The sequence below is a fragment of the Streptomyces tsukubensis genome (assembly GCF_003932715.1).
GTDB classification, from domain to species: Bacteria; Actinomycetota; Actinomycetes; order Streptomycetales; family Streptomycetaceae; genus Streptomyces; species Streptomyces tsukubensis.
Window position 1 is genome coordinate 4,687,050 of record NZ_CP020700.1, and the last position, 18,746, is coordinate 4,705,795.

14 protein-coding genes are annotated in these 18,746 nt (G+C 69.6%); 5 read left to right on the forward strand and 9 right to left on the reverse strand.

Annotation, left to right across the window (positions count from 1 at the left end):
• Positions 1-133: 133 nt before the first annotated feature.
• On the forward strand, positions 134-7,831 hold the full coding sequence (locus B7R87_RS19195) for a polymorphic toxin-type HINT domain-containing protein (protein WP_040915006.1): 7,698 nt from the start codon (positions 134-136) through the stop codon (positions 7,829-7,831).
• Positions 7,832-7,896: 65 nt separating this feature from the next.
• On the opposite strand, the gene B7R87_RS19200 is transcribed toward B7R87_RS19195, so the two are convergent.
• Positions 7,897-8,253 carry a helix-turn-helix domain-containing protein gene (locus tag B7R87_RS19200; RefSeq protein ID WP_107069936.1) on the reverse strand — a complete coding sequence of 119 codons (357 nt, stop codon included), beginning with the start codon at positions 8,251-8,253 and terminating at the stop codon, positions 7,897-7,899.
• A gap of 123 nt (positions 8,254-8,376) precedes the next feature.
• On the opposite strand from B7R87_RS19200, the gene B7R87_RS19205 reads away from it, so the two are divergent.
• Positions 8,377-8,586 (forward strand): hypothetical protein, encoded by a 210-nt coding sequence (locus B7R87_RS19205; protein ID WP_006347408.1) that lies wholly within the window; start codon positions 8,377-8,379, stop codon positions 8,584-8,586.
• A gap of 23 nt (positions 8,587-8,609) precedes the next feature.
• Here B7R87_RS19205 and B7R87_RS19210 read toward each other — a convergent pair whose 3' ends face one another.
• The 3 genes from B7R87_RS19210 to B7R87_RS19220 all read right to left on the reverse strand — a co-directional run bounded on the left by B7R87_RS19210 (position 8,610) and on the right by B7R87_RS19220 (position 12,200).
• On the reverse strand, positions 8,610-10,040 hold the full coding sequence (locus B7R87_RS19210; protein WP_006347407.1) for a DUF2637 domain-containing protein: 1,431 nt from the start codon (positions 10,038-10,040) through the stop codon (positions 8,610-8,612).
• A 194-nt stretch (positions 10,041-10,234) separates the two neighbouring features.
• Complete coding sequence (locus B7R87_RS19215) at positions 10,235-11,086, reverse strand: hypothetical protein (RefSeq protein ID WP_006347406.1); 852 nt, start codon at positions 11,084-11,086, stop codon at positions 10,235-10,237.
• A 211-nt stretch (positions 11,087-11,297) separates the two neighbouring features.
• Positions 11,298-12,200, reverse strand: coding sequence for a hypothetical protein (locus B7R87_RS19220; protein ID WP_006347405.1), 903 nt, complete (start codon positions 12,198-12,200; stop codon positions 11,298-11,300).
• A 180-nt stretch (positions 12,201-12,380) separates the two neighbouring features.
• Here B7R87_RS19220 and B7R87_RS19225 point away from each other — a divergent pair, with 180 nt between their 5' ends.
• Positions 12,381-13,586 carry an RtcB family protein gene (locus B7R87_RS19225; protein WP_006347404.1) on the forward strand — a complete coding sequence of 402 codons (1,206 nt, stop codon included), beginning with the start codon at positions 12,381-12,383 and terminating at the stop codon, positions 13,584-13,586.
• Between the two features lie 52 nt (positions 13,587-13,638).
• Here the strand turns inward: B7R87_RS19225 and B7R87_RS19230 are convergent, their stop codons facing one another.
• Together B7R87_RS19230 and B7R87_RS19235 are read right to left on the reverse strand one after the other, a co-directional pair.
• The gene (locus B7R87_RS19230; protein ID WP_233169066.1) at positions 13,639-14,376 is read right to left on the reverse strand and encodes an SDR family NAD(P)-dependent oxidoreductase; all 738 of its coding nucleotides are present in this window, start codon (positions 14,374-14,376) and stop codon (positions 13,639-13,641) included.
• A gap of 270 nt (positions 14,377-14,646) precedes the next feature.
• Positions 14,647-14,985 carry a YnfA family protein gene (locus tag B7R87_RS19235; protein ID WP_006347402.1) on the reverse strand — a complete coding sequence of 113 codons (339 nt, stop codon included), beginning with the start codon at positions 14,983-14,985 and terminating at the stop codon, positions 14,647-14,649.
• A gap of 89 nt (positions 14,986-15,074) precedes the next feature.
• On the opposite strand from B7R87_RS19235, the gene B7R87_RS19240 reads away from it, so the two are divergent.
• Entirely contained in the window at positions 15,075-15,710 is a 636-nt protein-coding gene (locus B7R87_RS19240; RefSeq protein ID WP_006347401.1) for a hypothetical protein, read from the forward strand.
• A 115-nt stretch (positions 15,711-15,825) separates the two neighbouring features.
• The gene (locus B7R87_RS19245) at positions 15,826-16,158 is read left to right on the forward strand and encodes an SCO4225 family membrane protein (RefSeq protein WP_006347400.1); all 333 of its coding nucleotides are present in this window, start codon (positions 15,826-15,828) and stop codon (positions 16,156-16,158) included.
• 116 nt (positions 16,159-16,274) lie between these two features.
• Here the strand turns inward: B7R87_RS19245 and B7R87_RS19250 are convergent, their stop codons facing one another.
• The 3 genes from B7R87_RS19250 to B7R87_RS19260 form a co-directional block, all read right to left on the reverse strand.
• Positions 16,275-17,012: a Mut7-C RNAse domain-containing protein gene (locus B7R87_RS19250; protein WP_006347399.1), complete on the reverse strand. Its 738-nt coding sequence runs from the start codon at positions 17,010-17,012 to the stop codon at positions 16,275-16,277.
• A gap of 98 nt (positions 17,013-17,110) precedes the next feature.
• On the reverse strand, positions 17,111-17,659 hold the full coding sequence (locus tag B7R87_RS19255; RefSeq protein ID WP_006347398.1) for a GNAT family N-acetyltransferase: 549 nt from the start codon (positions 17,657-17,659) through the stop codon (positions 17,111-17,113).
• 84 nt (positions 17,660-17,743) lie between these two features.
• A complete protein-coding gene (locus tag B7R87_RS19260) occupies positions 17,744-18,676 on the reverse strand; it encodes an NAD(P)-dependent oxidoreductase (RefSeq protein WP_006347397.1) in 933 nt (310 codons plus the stop codon).
• Between the last annotated feature and the right edge of the window lie 70 nt (positions 18,677-18,746).

Sequence of the window (18,746 nt, forward strand, 5' to 3'; positions counted from 1 at the left end):
GACCGTATGGGGGAGGGCGGCGGACACCGTGGGGAAATCGCTGTCGTGGAGTGGCCGGGGGAGACTGCCGGACACCAGAGCTGAGAGGAACCGCCGTCTGCGCCTGAGAGTGGGCGTGGTCGCGGTGGTGTCCATGGCCCTCACCGTGGGCCTGGTACCGGGTGCAAGTGCGCTTCCACCACCGGTCGACCGGTCCGGGGTGGTCCTGCCCGACATCCCGAAGCCGCCTCCGGTGCCGGGGGTGGACGGCGGGAATCTGGAACGGCTGACGACTGCGGAGATCCCGACGGAGCCGGAGTTCGAGCCGAAGAAGACGGCGGCTCCGGCGGCGGTCCCGCCGGCGGCGCGGACGCTGACCGCGCTGACGCCGGGGCAGACGGTGCAGATCGGCACCACCCCGCTGGAGGTGGGTGCGCCCGCGGGTGCGACGCCGGCCGAATCGGCCGCGTTGGAGGGGAACTGGCAGGTCGCACTTGCCGACCCGGCGCAGACCGAGGCACGGAACATCGAGGGCTTCGCCTTCACCGTGACCCCGCCCGCCTCGGCGACCGGCAATGCGGTGGTGGCGCTGGACTACACCGAGTTCTCCGAGCTGTACGGGGCGAACTGGGCCGACCGGCTGAACATCCTCCAGTTCCCCGGCTGCTTCCTCACGACTCCCGAGGTGGAGGCGTGTTCGGAGCCGGTCGAGGTCGACACGCGGAACGTGGTGAAGCCGAAGACCGGTGACGCGGCCGGTGACAACGTCATGGACGGCGAGCGGCAGATCGAAGCCACGGTCAACGTCGCCAGCCTGACCGACCCGGTGACTCCGCCGGTCCCGGTGGCCCGTGCCATGAGCGTAAAGGCCGCCGCGGCGCCGATGAGCGCCATGACCGCCGCCTCCGCAGGATCCTCGGTGCTGGTGGCGACGTCCGCAGGCAGTGGTGCAAAGGGCGACTTCTCCGCGACCCCGATCCCGAGCGCGGGCTCCTGGTCCGCGGGCAACGGCGCCGGAGCGTTCACGTACAACTACGACATGCAGGCCCCGTCGGTGCCGGCCGGCCCCTCGCCCACACTCGGATTCGGGTACAACTCACAGGCTGTGGACGGGGCGACCTCGTCGACGAACAACCAGCCCTCGTGGGTCGGTGACGGCTGGGACTACAACCCGGGCTCCATCACCCGGACCTACAAGTCCTGCCGCGACGACCGGACCGGCGGGAACAACGCCAACCGCAAGACGTCCGATATGTGCTGGGGCTCCTACAACGCCGTGCTGACCCTGGGCGGGTCCACGACGGAGCTGGTCCTGGACGACACCCACAAGGCCACTCCGTACTCGGACAAGTGGGTGACGGCCAACGGCGACGGGTCCAAGGTCGAACTGCTCACACGGCCTCTCCCGGACGGCATCGTGGAGAAGGCGAAGGAGCTCCGCGCCGCGAGCCCGGAGTACTGGAGGGTCACCACCCGCGACGGGACCGAGTACTACTTCGGCAAGCACAAGCTCCCCGGCTGGACCACCGGCAAGGAGACGACCAACTCCGTCCTCACCGTGCCGGTCTCCGGCAATCAGCCCGACGAGCCCTGCTACAAGGCGTCGTACGCCGAATCCTTCTGCTCCCAGGCCTGGCGCTGGAACCTCGACTACGTCGTCGACACCCGCGGCAACGCCATGTCGCTGTGGTGGAAGAAGGAGGTCAACCACTACGCCCAGAACTTCAAGTTCAAGAAGCCGGTCGACTACGACCGCGGCGGCTATCTGAGCCGTATCGACTACGGCCAGCGCGATAACGCGATCTACACCAGCGACCCCATCGCCCGTGTCGGCTTCGCCGTCGAGGAGCGGTGCTACGCGGAAGACGGCGTCAAGTGCACGGACGAGAACTTCGCCTCAGGCGACTGGGCGAAGAACCGGATCTGGTACGACACCCCGGCCGACCTGTACTGCTCCGGAGCCACCGGCAAGGAGTGCTACGTCCCGGTACCCAGCTTCTGGTCCCGTAAGCGCCTGGCGGCGGTCACGACGTACGCCCAGAGGGTGCAGAACTCGACCGGTCTGCACAAGGTCGACAACTGGAAGCTCGTCCAGTCGCTGCCGCACGAGAAGACCGATGAGGGCACGGCCCTCTGGCTGAACTCGGTGACCCGCACCGGGTACGGAGTGGGAGATTCCGAGGGCGTCCAGCTCAACCCCGTCACCTTCGTCGCCAACACCCAGTCCATGCCCAACCGGGTGAAGCAGGTCATCGACCCGGGGCCGCCGGAGAAGAAGGACAACAACCCGGTCTTCGACCGGCTCCGCATCGCACGGGTGGTCAACGAGTACGGCGGCGAGACCGTCGTCACCTACAAGCCCCCCACCGGTGCCTGCCAGAGCGGTAAGGACTTCCCCGCACCGCACACGAACACCGGACTCTGTTTCCCGGCGTACTGGCATCCGGACCCGGACAAGGCCGACGAGACCATCAGCTGGTTCAACAAGTACGTCATCTCCAAGGTCGAGGAGCTGCCCGGCGTCAAGGGCATCGAGCCGACGTCGACGACCTTCGAGTACGACGAGCTGAACGCCGCCGACCGCAAGGGGGCGGCCTGGGCGCTGAACCAGGGCGAGTTCTCGAAGAAGAAGACCCGGACGTACGACCATTGGCGCGGCTACGAGATCGTGCGCACGATCAGCGGCGCGGACTCCGCGCATCCGTACACCGGCACCGAGCGGTCGATGTCGGAGACCCGCTACTTCCGGGGCATGGACGGCGACAAACTGCCCGACGGCGGTAGCCGGAACGTCCTGGTCAAGGACAGCCGCGGCTTCGACATCGCTCCCGACCTCCTGCCCTACCAGGGCCGAGTGGCGGAAACGCTGACGTACACCAAGGTCGGCGGAGTGGTGCTCAACCGCGATGTCGACTACCCGTGGCACAAGGTGCTGGCCACTCGGGTGCGCGGCGACGGCATCCCGGCCCTCAAGGCCTACCGGGTCATGGAGAGCTACAGCATCAGCGTTTCGCTGGCGTCCGGCACCCGGGTGGACAGCAATCCGCATACCGACGACGACGACCGCACCTGGCGGACCGTGCGGACCTCCACCCAGTACGACGGGGTGTACGACCTCCCGGTCAGAATCGAGTCCCAGGGCGATACCGGCCGGACCGGTGACGAGACGTGCTCGTGGATGGAGTACGTGCACAATCCGGGCAAACATCTGATCGGCCTGTCTTCGCAGTCACTGACCACGGCAGGACTCTGCCCGGCCGCCGGTGTCGAGCCTCCTGCCTCGTCGTGGATCTCGGGCTCGCGTCTCACCTACGACGGAGTGGCGCACGGAGCCCAGCCCGTCAAGGGTCTCCCCACCACGACCTGGACGGTGCGGAAGGACGGCGGGGCCTGGGACGAGGACTCCAAAGTCAGCTATGACACCATGGGCCGGCCCATCAGTGCGACGGACGCCGCGGGGAGCGTTACCACCAGCGAGTACCTCCCGGCCACAGGCCAGGTCTACTCGGTCAAGACGAAGAACGCCGAGCAGCACACCTCCACGAGTCTGCTCGAACCCGGTCGGGGCACCGCGCTGAAGGTGACCGACCCCAACGGGCGGACCACCACCTTCGAGTACGACGGCCTCGGTCGGACCGTCGCGGCGTGGGGGCCGACACACGCCGCGAACGAACCGGCCGCGAAGTTCACCTACTACGCCAAGCCCGGCGACCCGGTCTCCGTACGGTCCGAGGTCCGCAAGGAAGACGCCGGATACGTCAGTTCCTACGTCTTCTACGACGGGCTCGGCCGCGAGCGGCAGAAACAGGAACCGGCCGTCGGCAAGGGCCGACTGGTCACGGACATCTTCTACGGGCCGAGCGGCACGATCAGCCGCACCAACAACGCCTACTACACCGGCGGCGACCCGCAGCCGGTGATGTACGAGCCGACCGACGCCTCCGACACCAAGATTCCCAACGCGACTCTCTACAAGTACGACGGTCTGGGGCGGGTGCTTCAGGAGACGCCGTACGAGGCAGGAGCGGAGAGGCCGGAGAAGGCGAGCCGCTCGGAGTACGGCTACGACTACTCGGTGGCCGTCGAGCCCAGCGGGGCCGCGTCCCAGCGGACGTACAGCGACGCCCTCGGCCGTACCGTGCGGGTGGACACCTTCACGGACCCGGCACGGACCGCGTTCCGTTCCACCGCGTTCGCCTACGACGCGCGTGGCGATATGACAACGGCGAAGGACCCCAAGGGGAACACCTGGTCCTGGACGTACGACGCGCGGGGCCGGATGGTGTCGTCGACCGACCCGGACACCGGCACCAGCACTACCGCGTACGACAACGCCAACCGGCCCGTGCTGTCCACGGACGCCCGGGGCGTGAAGGTCTGGTCGAAGTACGACGCGCTCGGCCGGCCCCTTGAGCAGCGGCTGGAGAACGCCACCGGCGCCCTGCTGGAGACCAGCACCTACGACACGGTCGCAGGCGCGGTCGGACTTCCGGCCAGCACCACCCGCTACACCGACAACCTGCCCTACACCAGCGAGATCACCGGCTACACCCCCGACTATCAGCCGACGGGGTCGAAACTGACCCTGCCGCCGTCCATCGCGTCCACGCACGGCTTGAAGCCCAGCTACTCCTACACCTTCGGTTACACCAAGGGCGGACAGCTCAGGGAGACCGGACTGCCGGAGGCCGGTGCCCTGGCCGCGGAGAAGATCATCACCCGTTTCAACAAGGACGGGCTTCCCACCTCCACCTCCGGCAAGGACTGGTACACCAGCGACGCCGAGTACAGCGTCTACGGCCAGGTGGTGCGCACGGTCAGCGGTGAGCATCCGAACCGGGTGTGGTCCAGCAATGTCTTCAACGAGAGCACCGGCGCGCTGGAGCAGAGCATCGTCGACCGGGAGTCGACGAGTGACACCTCGACCGTCCTCGGGAACCGGGTCAACGCCCGTTCGTACGAGTACGACCCCGCGGGCAACATCACGTCGATCGCGGACCGCTGGAACTCCGTCGTCGACCGGCAGTGCTTCACCTACGACACCATCGGCCAGCTCACCCAGGCCTGGACGGCGCCCAGCACCTGCCAGGCGCCCGGGAAGCAGGGGGCCGCACCCGAGTACCCGGACGGGACGAAGAACGTCACCGCCGCGAACGCGGGCTACTGGCAGTCGTACACCTACGACGAGCTGGGCCAGCGGACCAAGCTGGTCAAACACGACCCGGCCGGTGATGCCACCAAGAACGCCACGACCACGTATGCGTACGGGAAGACGGACGGCAGCCAGCCGCACACCCTGACCGGGACCTCCACCGTCTTCAAGAACGAGACCGGGGCGCAGATCACCAAGCCCTCGGTGCGCACCTACGACCAGTCCGGCAACATGACCGCCCGTACCGACGGCGGCGTCGGCCAGACGCTGACCTGGACCTGGGACGGAAAGCCCGAGAAGGTCACCGGATTCGGTGAGGGCTCCGGTGCCTGGGTCACCCGCGACAAAGCGTGCCTCGACCTCTCCGGCGGCCTGACCCTGGCCGGAACGCCGATCCAGCGGTTCACCTGCAACGGCACCAAGGCACAGAAGTTCCGCATCGACGCGACCGTGGCGGATCCGACCGTGGGCGCGCTGAAGGTCCTGGGCAAGTGTGTGGTGCCGGGAGCCGGCGGAACCGCCGCGGTGATCGCGGACTGCAACGGCACGGCCGCCCAGCAGTGGACGACGGTCGCGGCGGGGGAGAAGCTCAAGCACGTCGCCACCGGCACCTGCCTGACCGCACCCAATACGGCGAACGGCACTGATCTGGTGCTGGGCGCCTGCGACGACACCGAGACGGCCGTACCGACCCAGTCGTGGAAGCCGGCCGACGCGACCAGCTACATCTACGGTCCCGGCGGCGAACGACTGATGGCGATCACCGCGGGCGAGACCACGCTCTATCTCGGCGACACTACCGTTGCCACCAGCGGCGGCAAGCTCTCCTACACCGAGCGCTACTACGCCCAGCCCGGCGCACCGACCGTGATGCGCCACGCCCAGAGCAACGGCGCCAGTGAACTCTCCGCGCAGATCGCGGACCACAACGGCACACCGCACGCCAATGTGGCACTGGCGGCGGGGAACGCGGTCACCTTCGCCAAGAAGGACCCCTTCGGAGTCGACCGGACGGAGAGCCCCAACTGGAAGTCCCACAGGGGCTATCTGGGCGGTGACGACGACGCGTCGACGGGCCTGGTCCACCTGGGCGCCCGAGAGTACGAACCGGCGACGGGCCGCTTCATCTCGGCGGATCCGCTCCTGGACCTCGGCGACCCCATCCAGATCAACGCCTACACGTACAGCGAGAACAACCCGGTCACGTTCGCGGACCCGTCGGGGCTGAAGTCCGCGGATGTCGGCAGTGGCAGTAGCAGCACCTATGACGGCGACTCCGTCGGAGGGCCCTCCAAGGAGGAGCTGTACTGGGCCAACGACCAGATGAACCGGTCCCTGTCGAGTGTCGTCTGGGACGTCCTCTGGGATTTCCTCAAGGAACTCAGCAATGTCGGTGCCATCGTCTCCTGCTTCACTCGGGGAGATCTGTGGTCCTGCGGCAGCCTGTTGCTCGACGCCCTGCCGCTGATGAGGGCCCTGAAGATAGCCAAGAGTCTCTGGAAAGCAGTGAGCAGGCTGTTCGACGCGATCTCTGCTTTCAAGAAGGCCCAGGACAAGGCCCGCAAGGTCATCGAAGCGGCCCGCAAGGCCCAAGAGGCGGCACGGAAGGCGGCGGCGGCGAAGAAAGCCGCGGCTAAGAAGGCTGCTCAACTCGCGAAGAAGAAGGCCGAACAGGCAAAGCTGAGAGCGGAGAAAAAGGCGGCCCAGAAGGTCGGCAACCTGGTCCAGAAGGCGAGGAAGGCTGCGGCGAAGAAGTCCGAGAAGCCACTGAACCGGGCACGGAACGCAGCCAAAGAGGACACGCCCAGCAAGACCCGGGGCTCGGATTCCGGCCCTGGGTGCCGGACCACCGACAACAGCTTCACTCCGGGCACCCAGGTCCTGATGGCGGACGGTACGACCAAGCCGATCGAAGAGGTCAAGAACGGCGACAAGGTCGTCGCCACCGACCCGGAGACCGGTGAGACCGCGATCGAGACGGTCACCGCCGAAATCAAGGGCGAGGGCACCAAGAAGCTCGTCGAGGTGGTGATCGACACGGACGGCCGGAAGGGCACGGCCACGGCGACGGTCACGGCAACGGACGGACACCCGTTCTGGGTGCCGGAGTTGCAGGAGTGGATCGACGCCACGGACCTGGAGGCGGGCAACTGGCTGCGTACCGCGGTCGGCACGCTGGTCCAGATCACGGCGGTGGAGCGCCGGACCGAACAGGCTGTGGTTCATAACCTCACAGTCAGCGATCTGCACACCTACTATGCATTCGCAGGCAAAGCGTCCGTACTTGTACATAACTGCGGACCAAGTGCTACTCAGACCCGGACGTACGTTCCGGGGCGGCCCGGTACAGACGACGCCGTACAAGACCCCCTTCCTGCGAGCGCATTGTTGACCACTGGAGGCAATCTCCAGGACGGAAATTACACCTATGTGGTGATGCCAGGTGGTTCAGTGAGGGCGTTTCACGAAAAAATCTACGACGATGAGATTTGGGCGGGGCATACGAGTCTCGCTGGCGGAAAGCCTGTGGCGATGGCCGGTACATTTGATGTGCTGGACGGAGTAATGGTCAGGCTCGATAACTTCTCCGGCCACTACAGGCCGAATGGATCCGGGATGGAATCGATTGCACGAGACGCTCTGAACAGAAACGGCTTCGATGCGAGCGGAGCGGAGTGGGATCCCTTTAAATTCGGCTGACCTTTGCGCTCGTTCGCCGTACTTGCTCAAGCAAGGCGAGTGGGGCGGACGAGTGGCCGTTTCAGTTAGTGGGTATGTTCCGTCTTTAGGCTGCGGGCTGCGTCAATCAGTTTCTGGAATTTCTCATCAGTCAGTGAACTCGCGATTGCAATCAGTTCGCCAATTTCTGCCGATTTGCGATATGGTTCCGGGTGGCGCTCGGCCGGTCTGACTGCAAGGCCAGCCATGATAAGTAGATCGGTTTCGTCGATCTGCAGTACTGGTGCGATGTCTTTGACCAGTTCCGGTGATGGCAGAACGCGCCCGTGGAGCAATTGCAGGATGGTTGATTCGGCCCGCGCCGATGCTCGGCTGACAACTCGGGGTGACAGTCCACGGTTGTCCATCAGGCCCTGAAGGATATCTGCGAACCGTTGAGTCATCTGCACAGGCTACTGAGCCGGTCGAGCGTCTGCCAGGGCCTCGCGTTGCTCCACCCTTCGGCCTACCGCCCTCTCCACCCCACGCACGACGCGCCCCGCCCCCTCCCGCGCGACGCTGGAGTCATGAAGAACGTCGTGCTGGAGATCGTCGGGTGGTTTGTCCTGGTGCAGGGGGTCCTGGGGGCAGGCGGGCTGCTCTTCGGGGACGGGCCCTGGGGGGTTGTCCATCAGTACTGGGATCTGTCCGTCGCCGCGTACCTCGTGCTGCTGGCCGTGGGCATCGCGCTCGTCGCCGTCGTCGAGAAAGGCAAGGCCGCCCGGCGCAAGGGCTGAGCCCAGGAGCCCCCGGGCCCGGCTCAGGCGATGTGTTCCGCCTCCAGGTCCGCCTCCATGCGCTGGCGGAACGCGGGCATCGCCTGGCGGAGCAGGGCCGTGCTGCGCGGGTGCGTGATGCCGTGGACGTCCGCGAGGTGTATGGCCAGGACCTCGGCCTTCGGGTAGTCGGCCTGCTCGTGCGCGTAGGCGACAAAGACCGGGTACGCCGCCTCGTAGAACGCCTCGACGTCAGCGGTGTCCTCCTGGGACTCCGCCTCCGGCACGGGCGGGAGTTCCGATTCGTCGCGCTGCTCCGGGTCGCCCAGGATCCGGGTGCGGCCGCCGGGGCCCGCCGGGATGCGGATCGGCTCGGCCCCCTGCTGCTGCGGTACGGGGGGCTGGCCCTGGTAGGCGGGGTCGTAGCCGCCCTCGTAGTGCTCGTGGCGCGGGCTCTGCCGGAACCAGGGGCTGTTGGGGCCGTCGCCCTCCTCCGAGTACTCCTGGTACTCCTGGTAGCGCAGATACTCCTCGTACCGCTGGCGCTCGTACTCCTGGTACTCGCGGTACGCCGCCTCCGCCGCGTCGTCGGCCTCGGCCGCATAGCCGGGGCCCTCGGGCTCCTCCGCGGGCTCGGCATGCCCCGCCGGCTCCCCGCCCTCCCGCTCGCCGTCACGCGGCCGGGTGTGCCGTTCCTGGGGAGGGGCCGTCTTCTCCAGCACCACCGCCGGAGCGGCAGGGGCCGCCGGAAGTTCCGGCTGCTGGGGCGCGGGCGGCAGCAGCACCGGGTCCACCCCGGCCGCGGCCAGCCCCGCCGCCGCGGTGTCCGCCAGCGGTACGCCGTACTTCGCCAGCCGCAGCGGCATCAGCGACTCCACCGGCGCCTTGCGCCGCCAGTTCCGCCCGTACCGCGCCTGGAGCCGCGCCTGATAGATGAGACGTTCCTGCTCCAGCTTGATGACCTGCTCGTACGATCTCAGCTCCCACAGCTTCATCCGCCGCCACAGCTTGAACGTCGGCACCGGGGAGAGCAGCCAGCGGGTCAGCCGGACGCCTTCCATATGCTTGTCGGCGGTGATGTCGGCGATCCGGCCGATCGCGTGCCGGGCCGCCTCCACCGTCACCACGAACAGCACCGGGATCACGGCATGCATGCCGACACCGAGCGGATCCGGCCATGAGGCCGCACCGTTGAAGGCGATCGTCGCGACCGTCAGCAGCCACGCCGTCTGCCGCAGCAGCGGGAACGGGATCCGCATCCAGGTCAGCAGCAGGTCAAGGGCGAGCAGGACACAGATGCCCGCGTCGATTCCAATCGGGAAGACGAGGGCGAAATCACCGAAGCCCTTGCGTTCGGCGAGGTCGCGCACCGCCGCGTACGAACCGGCGAAACCGATCGCGGCGATGACCACCGCACCGGCCACGACCAGCCCGATGAGTATGCGGTGTGTGCGTGTCAGCTGCATCGCGGCCACCCGCGGTCTCCTTCCCGTGTGCCCATGACCCTTGGCCGGATCGGGTACTGGACAAGTGTTCCCGTTCGGGCCAGGGCACAGCGTGGCACATGACGGCGGAGCCCGCGTCCCTCGGGGGGAGACGCGGGCTCCGAAGCGCCCTGCGGGCGCGACGATATGGGTGCCGGTGCACGCTTCCGCGTGCCGCGGGAGGGTCAGTTGCCGCCGGTGGTCGCCTTCTTCGTCGCCCCGTCCGACGGCTTCGACGTCGACGCGGGCGGCCCGCCCGCCTTGTTCGCCGTGCCGACCGAGGCCACGGCCTCCTTCGCGGCCTTGGTGGCGTCCGCCGAGACCTCGCTGACCGACGGCGACTTGGCGCCCGCCATACCCGCGCCGTTGTAGGTGAGCGTCACGACGACATTGTCGATACGGGAGACGATCGTCGTGTACGAGAAGTCGGCGTCGACCTTGCGCAGGGTGTACGTCACGGCCGTGGCCTCGGTGCCGATTCCCGCCGCGGGCGCCGACTTCAGCGATTTGGCGTCCGCGACGGTCTTCGCCTTGGTGACTTCCTTGGCGTAGTTCTCCTTGGCGCGCTGCTCGCCGGTGGTCTTGAGCGCCTCCTCGGAGTCGTACCGCAGGAAGGAGACGTCCAGCCAGCGGTACTGCGTGCCCTTGAGGCCGTTGTCGTCGCTGCCCTTCCAGTGGCAGTTGGCCCGGGCCAGCAGATCGGCGGAGCGGCCCGCGGTGCCGGCCTTGGGGGAGGCGCCGGGCACCAGCTCCTTCACCGACTTCGAGGGCACGGCGCTGCAGGCGTTGGGCAGCTTCGCGAACTTCGCCTGGGCGACCGTCTCCGGCTTGCCCGGGTCCGCGCCGCTGCCGGAGCCGTCGCCCTCGCCCTCGGGGGCGGCCGACGCCGCATCCGACGCCTTGGCCTTGTCGGTCTCCTTCTTGCCGCCGTCGCCACCGCCGTCGCCGGAGTCCGACGAGCAGCCGGCGACGGCGAGCAGCAGCGGGAGGGCCGCGCAGGCGAGTATGCGGGTCAGTCGCGGAGCTGATCGGTGCATGGTTCCTTCAAGTCGTTGGTCGTACGGTCCGGCCCCGGCTCGGCTGCCGCCGGGCTCGGGCTTCCGGCTCTTCCTGCGTCGTCGGGCTTCCTGCGTCGTCCTGTGTCCGGCTGTGTCCGGTCTCCTGCCAGGCCACCGTACGCGGATCGGGGACCGGCGTGGGATGCCTGTGGACAACCGGGGTCCTGGCCGTAACGGGGCGGCGGAGCCGTCAGCTGCCGAACTTCCTGACCAGGCTCCGGGCCACACTCTGCGCCTTGTCCTGGAGTTCCTTGCCGTCCGGCGGCTCGGCAGCGACGCCGGACTGCTCCACGTAGACGACCGTGACGATGACGTTGGATGTGCGGAACACCACGCTCACGGTCCGGCGCTGGGCGGTGGAACCGGCCCCCGGGGTGCTGGTGACATCGTCGAGGAACGCGGCGTCGCCGAGTTCGTCCAGGACCCGGCGGCCGGGCGGCTCCTCGGCCTCCTGCTCGCCGCCGGTGCCGGTGCCGGTGCTCGCCGACGCCGATGTGGAGGCGGATGCGGAGGAGGTGGCCGAGGGCGGGCTCGCGGTCTGCGGTCCCGTACCGCTCGGGGCACCCGTACCCGTACCCGTGCCTTCCGATGTGCCCGGTTCCGCCAGCGGCACCCCCGCCGCGAGCTGCTTCCCCTCGAACACCTTCTGTGCCCGGTCGTCGTCGCTGACCGCCGACGCGTAGGACACGACCCGCTCGAAGTCGAGGCTGAAGGTCCGGGAGGAGTCGGGCGCCTTGGCCTCCCAGGAGCAGCCGACCCTGCGGTCGGTGTCGTAGGTGCTCATGGGTGTGCCCCGGAGGGCCTTGGCCTGCTGCTCCTCCGGCAGCTCGGTCAGCCCCGGCAGCAGGTCCTTGAGCGTGGAGCGCCCGACGGAACCGCACGGTTCGAGGAGGTTGCGGTACTTGCCGGGGGGCGCCGAAGCCGCCGTACCGGTGCCGGCCTTGGAGTTCACGGGGCCCGTGGTGCCCGTGCCCTCACCGGTGCAGCCGGTGGCGAGCGCCGCGAGGGCCGTGAGTCCGCCGACGGCCGCCGCCGTGCGGCCGGTGATGCCTGAGATGCCGGTGGTGCCGGTGGCATACGCCCTGCGTCGCACGGTCCCGGGCTCCCTTCGTACAGGAAAAACTGTTGCCGCCGAACAGCGGCCGGTGGACACAATGTCTATCGCACACGCGGTCGTGACGCCGCTCCGCTGGTTCTGCGCGGGCGTCGGCGCCGATTCCGCGTTTCACTGATCTTGAGGATATTCCGGGGGACGGGGAGAAGGGGGACACCCATGTCGTACACAGAGGTTCCGGGGGAGCAGGTTCCCATCCGGATGTGGACGGATCCGGCGGGCGTCGAGGACGTCGCCATGGCACAGCTCCGCAATGTCGCCACGCTGCCGTGGATCAAGGGGCTCGCGGTGATGCCGGACGTGCATTACGGCAAGGGCGCCACGGTCGGATCCGTGATCGCGATGAAGGACGCGGTCTGCCCGGCGGCGGTCGGCGTCGACATCGGCTGCGGAATGTCCGCGGTGAAGTCGTCCCTGACGGCGAACGACCTGCCCGGTGATCTCTCCGGGCTGCGGTCGCGCATCGAGCAGGCGATCCCCGTCGGCCGCGGGATGCACGGCGAGCCGGTGGACACGGGGCGGGTGTACGGATTCGGCGACACCGCCTCTCCGGAGGGCTGGAGCGATTTCTGGGACCGCTTCGACACCGTCGCCGACGCGGTGAAGTTCCGCCGCGGCCGGGCGCTCCAGCAGATGGGCACGCTCGGCTCGGGCAACCACTTCGTCGAGGTGTGCCTGGACGAGGACGGCGCGGTCTGGCTGATGCTGCACTCCGGCTCCCGCAATATCGGCAAGGAGCTGGCCGACCACCACATCGGCATCGCCCGCGGACTCGACCACAACCAGGGCCTGGTCGACGCCGATCTGGCGGTGTTCCTCGCCGAGACCCCGGAGATGGGCGCGTACCGGAACGACCTGTTCTGGGCGCAGGAGTACGCCAAGTACAACCGCGCGATCATGATGGGCCTGCTCCAGGAGGTCGTCCGCGGCCAGTTCCGGAAGGCGAAGGTCACCTTCGGCGAGGTCATCTCCTGCCACCACAACTACGTGGCGGAGGAGCGGTACGACGGAATGGACCTGCTGGTCACCCGGAAGGGCGCGATCCGCGCGGGCTCCGGCGACTACGGGATCATCCCCGGCTCCATGGGCACCGGCTCGTACATCGTGCGCGGTCTGGGCAATGAGAAGTCCTTCAACTCCGCTTCCCACGGCGCCGGCCGCCGGATGAGCCGCAACCAGGCGAAGAAGCGTTTCTCGACCCGGGATCTGGAGGACCAGACCCGGGGTGTGGAGTGTCGCAAGGACAGCGGTGTGGTCGACGAGATCCCCAGCGCGTACAAGCCCATCGAACAGGTCATCCAGGCCCAGACGGACCTGGTGGAGGTCGTGGCGAAGCTGAAGCAGGTCGTCTGCGTGAAGGGCTGAGGGGAGGCTGAGGGGGCGGGGCGGGGACCCGGCCCCTCAGCCGGTGCGCGGGTCACGCCTCCCGGTGGACCTTGGTGTTGGAGGCCTGGGCGCGGGGGCGGACGACCAGCAGGTCGATATTGACGTGGGAGGGGCGGGTGACCGTCCACACCACCGTGGCCGCGACGTCCTCGGCGGTCAGGGGGGACGCCACACCCTCGTAGACCCGGGCCGCCTTCTCCGTGTCGCCGCGGAAACGGGTCGTCGCGAACTCGTCCGTCTTCACCATGCCCGGCGCGATCTCGACGACCCGGACGGGGGTGCCGACGATCTCCAGCCGGAGCGTTTCGGCGATGACGTGCTCCGCGTGCTTGGCCGCGACATAGCCGCCGCCGCCCTCGTAGGCGCCGTGGGCCGCGGTGGAGGTGAGGACGACGACCGTGCCGTCGCCGCTCGCCGTGAGCGCGGGCAGCAGTGCCTGGGTGACGTTCAGTGTGCCCAGGACGTTGACCTCGTACATCCACCGCCAGTCGGCGGGGTCGCCGCTGGCCACGGGGTCCGCGCCGAGCGCCCCGCCCGCGTTGTTGACCAGCACGTCGCAGCGGTCGAGCCCGGCCGCGAAGGCGTCGACGGCGGCCCGGTCGGTGATGTCGAGCGGGTGGGCGGTGGCCAGGTGCCCGGCGGCGGTCAGCTCCGCCGCCAGCTCCGCGATCCGGTCCGCCCGGCGGGCCACGAGCACGGTGCGGAAGCCTTCGGCGGCGAGTCCGCGCGCGGTGGCGGCGCCGATGCCGCTGCTGGCTCCGGTGACCACGGCGACGGGCGCGCTCCGGTGTCCGGCGCCGGCCTGCGCTGCGGTTCTGGCGGGGGTCGTCGCGGGGGTCGTCTCTTCGGTGGTCACGGTGGCCTCCTCGGGCGGGCGACGGCCGTACGGGGGTACGGATGCGCGGGGGATGCGGGGATAAGGGGATAGAGGGGTACGGGGGGTACGGGGGAGCAGCGGGGGTACGGGGCGGGAGCGCCCGACTCGCACGGGCGCGGGCTCCCACGGGCGCCGGGCCCGGGCGGGCGCCGGGCCCGCGCGTCAGCCGTTGCCGCGCGGGGCGTACATGATCACCGCCATACCCGCCAGGCAGATCAGCGCGCCGGTCACGTCCCAGCGGTCGGGGCGGTAGCCATCGGCGACCATGCCCCAGGCGATCGAACCGGCGACGAAGACACCGCCGTACGCGGCCAGGATCCGGCCGAACTCGCCGTCCGGCTGGAGCGTGGCGACCAGGCCGTACGCGCCGAGCGCGATCACGCCCGCCCCGATCCAGATCCACCCGCGGTGCTCCCTGACGCCCTGCCAGACGAGCCACGCGCCACCGATCTCGAACAGGGCGGCCACGGCGAAGAGCAGGACGGAGCGGGCGACAAGCATGCGCACAGCCTGCCACGGGGGTCCGGGACGGGACGCGCCGAGGCCACGGCTAAAGCGGATATTCCCTGCCGAAAGGTATTTTTATCGGCATGGATGTGATGTCGAACGCCCGGCGGGCCGGGTCCCCGCCCCGGACGCCCTTCCGGTTCCGGTTCCCCTTCCGGCCGCGGTCAGGATCGCCGTCGCCGTCGCCGGCGCCGTCGTGGTCACGGTCGCAGCTCCGGCTGCCGCTCGCCGCAGCCACGGCACTGCTGCCACTGCTCCCGCTGCTGTCCGGCGCCGGTACCGCCGCCGCGGCCGCCACCGGCCCTGAGCCCGCAGAGACCGTCTCGGCCACACCCGTCGCCGACGTGGCCCACCACGGCTATGTCACGCTCACCGACGCCGGGCGGCTCGAAGTCACCGTGGAATCCCGCAGCCACGGGCCCGCGAGCCTGGCCGACGCCACGCTGAAGCTGTCCTTCTCCACCCCGCTCGCCCGCTCCCAGGCGCTGCCGGGGACCTGCGTCCGGAGCTCGGACCGGGTCGTGCTCTGCTCCACCGGTGCCCTCCGGGTCGGCGGTACGGTCCGCCGCACCGCGCTCGACCTGCGGACCTCCGGCACCCCCGACGAGGTGACGGTCAAGGTCGCCACTCACTGGAACGGCGGCGCGCACGACCGCGACCCCCGGAACAACCTCCACGAGATCCTCGCCCCTGCCACCGGCGACGCCTACGCGTTCTGAACCGGGCTGCACGAGTCTTCACGCAGATACCCACCCCGAATTGGGTACGCGTACTCACGCCCGCGGCCCGGCTCCTCCCGATGCTGGAACCATCAACCGACCTCGGGGGAGACCGATGAACGCCCAGAAGCTCTACCGCCTCGCCATCGCCAACGCCGCCTCCGCCGCCTATCTCGTGATCGTCGGCGGATCCGTCGTCGTCGCCACCGCGACCACGCTCTCCGTCTCGGACCCCGGAATGATCTGGGTGTGGCCCGCCCTGCTCACGGCCCCCACCAGCCTGCTCCTGATCCCGTCGGTCGGCTCCCTCGTACCGGACGGGAGCCTGCTCTTCTGGCCCGCCTACCTCGGCCTGGTCGCGGTCGGGGCCCTGGTCCAGTCCACCGCGCTGGGTGCCCTCTGGCACGGACTGCGCCGCGGCGCCCGCAGGCTGACGGCCTCCGCCTGACCCGGCCCGGCACCCCGGCCGGCCCGGGGTCCCGCCCCCGAGCGGACCCCGGCCCGGCACCGACCCCCGGCACCGACCCCCGGCACCGACCCCCGGCACCGACCCCCGGGCCCGGCCTACCGCGCCGCCCGCGGGCCGAACTCCGCCAGCGCGTCGTCGACGATGCGGACCAGCCGGGCGTGGTGGGCGCCCCGCCAGTAGACGCGGGAGCAGTCCGCGCACTGCGCGAAGACGTCGTACGTCCGCCGCGTGCCCTGCTCCAGTTGCTCCCGCACCGTCTCCTTGTCCGCCTCCACCAGTCGGCCGTTGCACGCCGTGCAGCGGGTCCAGGGCGCCAGCTCCGGGGCGAACCGCCCCAGCACATCGCGCACCTGCTCCTCCGGGCGGTCGCTGTAGACGTACGCCCCCGCCCAGATCTCCCGCCGCCGCAGCAGCCCCCGGTCCCGGGAGAGCAGGACCCGCCGCTCCCGTGCCGAGAGCGCCGCCAGCGCCGGATCTCCGATGTCCTCGCTTTCGTACGCCGCGTCCACGCCCAGCAGCCGCAGCCGCCGCGCCAGCGTGCCCAGATGGACGTCGAGCAGGAACCGCAGCGGTGCGCCCGGCACCTGCTGCGGCCGCTCATGGCCGAGGACCTCGACGCGTTCGCCCGCGCTCGGGATGTGCGAGACGGCGACCGTCCGGCCGTCGACCACGAGCCGTCCGGCCTCGGTGAGCGGAACGCCCAGCGACTCGATGACGTGCCCGAGGGTGGAGGAGCCGTCGGTCACCAGCTCCGCGGCCCCTTCCCGATGGGCCGACGGGACGAAGAGCCGCAGCTCGGGGGCGACACTGACGTGGATACGCGGTCCGTTCACCCGGTCAGCATGTCACCGGCGGCCGCACCGGGGCATCCGGATTCTCCGACCGCCCGGGCCCCGGCCCCGCCGCCTTCCGCACTCCGCGACGGCCCGCCTCACACCCCCGGCGGCCCGTCCTCCGGGCGCAGGTCCAGCCGCCATTCGTTGGATCTGACCGGATTGCCCGGCGGATACTCGAACCCGACTTCGCCCCGCAGCTCGAATCCCACCTTCCGGCAGACCGCGTTCGACGCGGCGTTCGTCACCTTCGGATACGCGAGCAGATAGCGGAACCGGCCCTCGGCCCGCGCGACCCCGGCCACCAGCCGCGTCGCCGCCGACGCCAGCCCGCGGCCCTGGAACGGCGTCAGGACCCCCCACCCGGCCTCGTAGGCCGCCTGGCCGTCCGAGGTCGCCGTCTGCTCCCAGAACCCGACCGTCCCCACCCGCTCGCCCGTCGCGGCCAGCACGATCGCGTACATCCGGCCCTTGCCCGAGGGGTTCGCGGACAGCGCCACATATCTGCGGTGCCGGGCCAGCACCTTCTCCTCGGTCTCCGGACCGCCCAGCTCCGTCATCAACTCCGGTGCGTTCGCCGCCCGGAGCAGCGCGAGATCCGACTCCGACCAGGGTTCGATCCGGACTGCCGCTCCTGTGGTCTCCATGACAGCCAGGCTAGAACGAGGGTCTGACAACGACCCCGACCTGCCCTTCCGCCCGGATCTGCCCGCTCACCCCGACCTGCCCTTTCACCTCCGCGCCCCCTTCCGCAGCACCTCGACGACGCTGCCGAAGCTGTCCTGCCCGTGCCCCTTCGCGTTCGCCTCCAGCATCAGCGTCTTCAGCAGCTCCGGCAGCCGGTTGTCCACACCCCGCGCCTCCGCCGCGTGCAACTGGTGCTCGACCACCGCGATCTGGACGTCGACGGTCGCGTCGTCACCCGGATACACGCCCTCGTCGACCTGGGCCGCGTACCGCCGGATGAAGTTGTTCACCGTCCCCAGCCAGCGGATCGCGACCTCGGTGAAGTCCACCGCCCGGGTCCCCTCGGCCCCGACCACCGCCGTGCCGTGCAGCCAGCCGGCCATCGTGGCCCACATCAGCCCCAGCAGATTCACGTCGTAGAGGGCCGCCAGACCGGGCTCGGTGCCGAGATGGAGCGGCTCGCCGAGGACGTCCAAGGCGGCGTGGTGCGCGTCGAAGACGGCCCGGTCGCCGCTGTACAGGAACATCACCTCGCGCGTGCCGACGCCCGGCGGGGTCGTCATGATCGCGCCGTCCAGATAGTCCACCCCGTGCCGGGCGGCCCACTCGGCGGCCTCCCCGGCCTGTTCGGGGGTTCCGGTCGTCAGATTGACCAGCGCCCGGCCCTTCAGCGCGTCGGGCTCCGGGTCGAGGATCCCGTACAACGCCGGATAGTCGAGGACGACCGAGAGCACCAGCGGGCTCGCGGCGACGGCCTCCGCCACCGACCCGGCGAGCACGGCACCCTGCTCGACCAGCGGCGCGGCCTTCCCGGGCGTCCGGTTCCAGACGGTCACCGGATGGCCCGCGGCCAGCAGCGCCCCGGCGATCGCGGCCCCCATCTGACCGAGGCCGAGGACGGTGACCGGCGGTCGTCCGCCGGGTCCGCCGGGCCCGGCGACTCCGTCGGCGGAAGTGGTGTTCGTGGTGGCAGACATGCCCGTATCCCTCTCTTAAAAGGGACTTGACCTGCGTATTCGGGCCAAGTCCTGATCGACTGAAGCCACT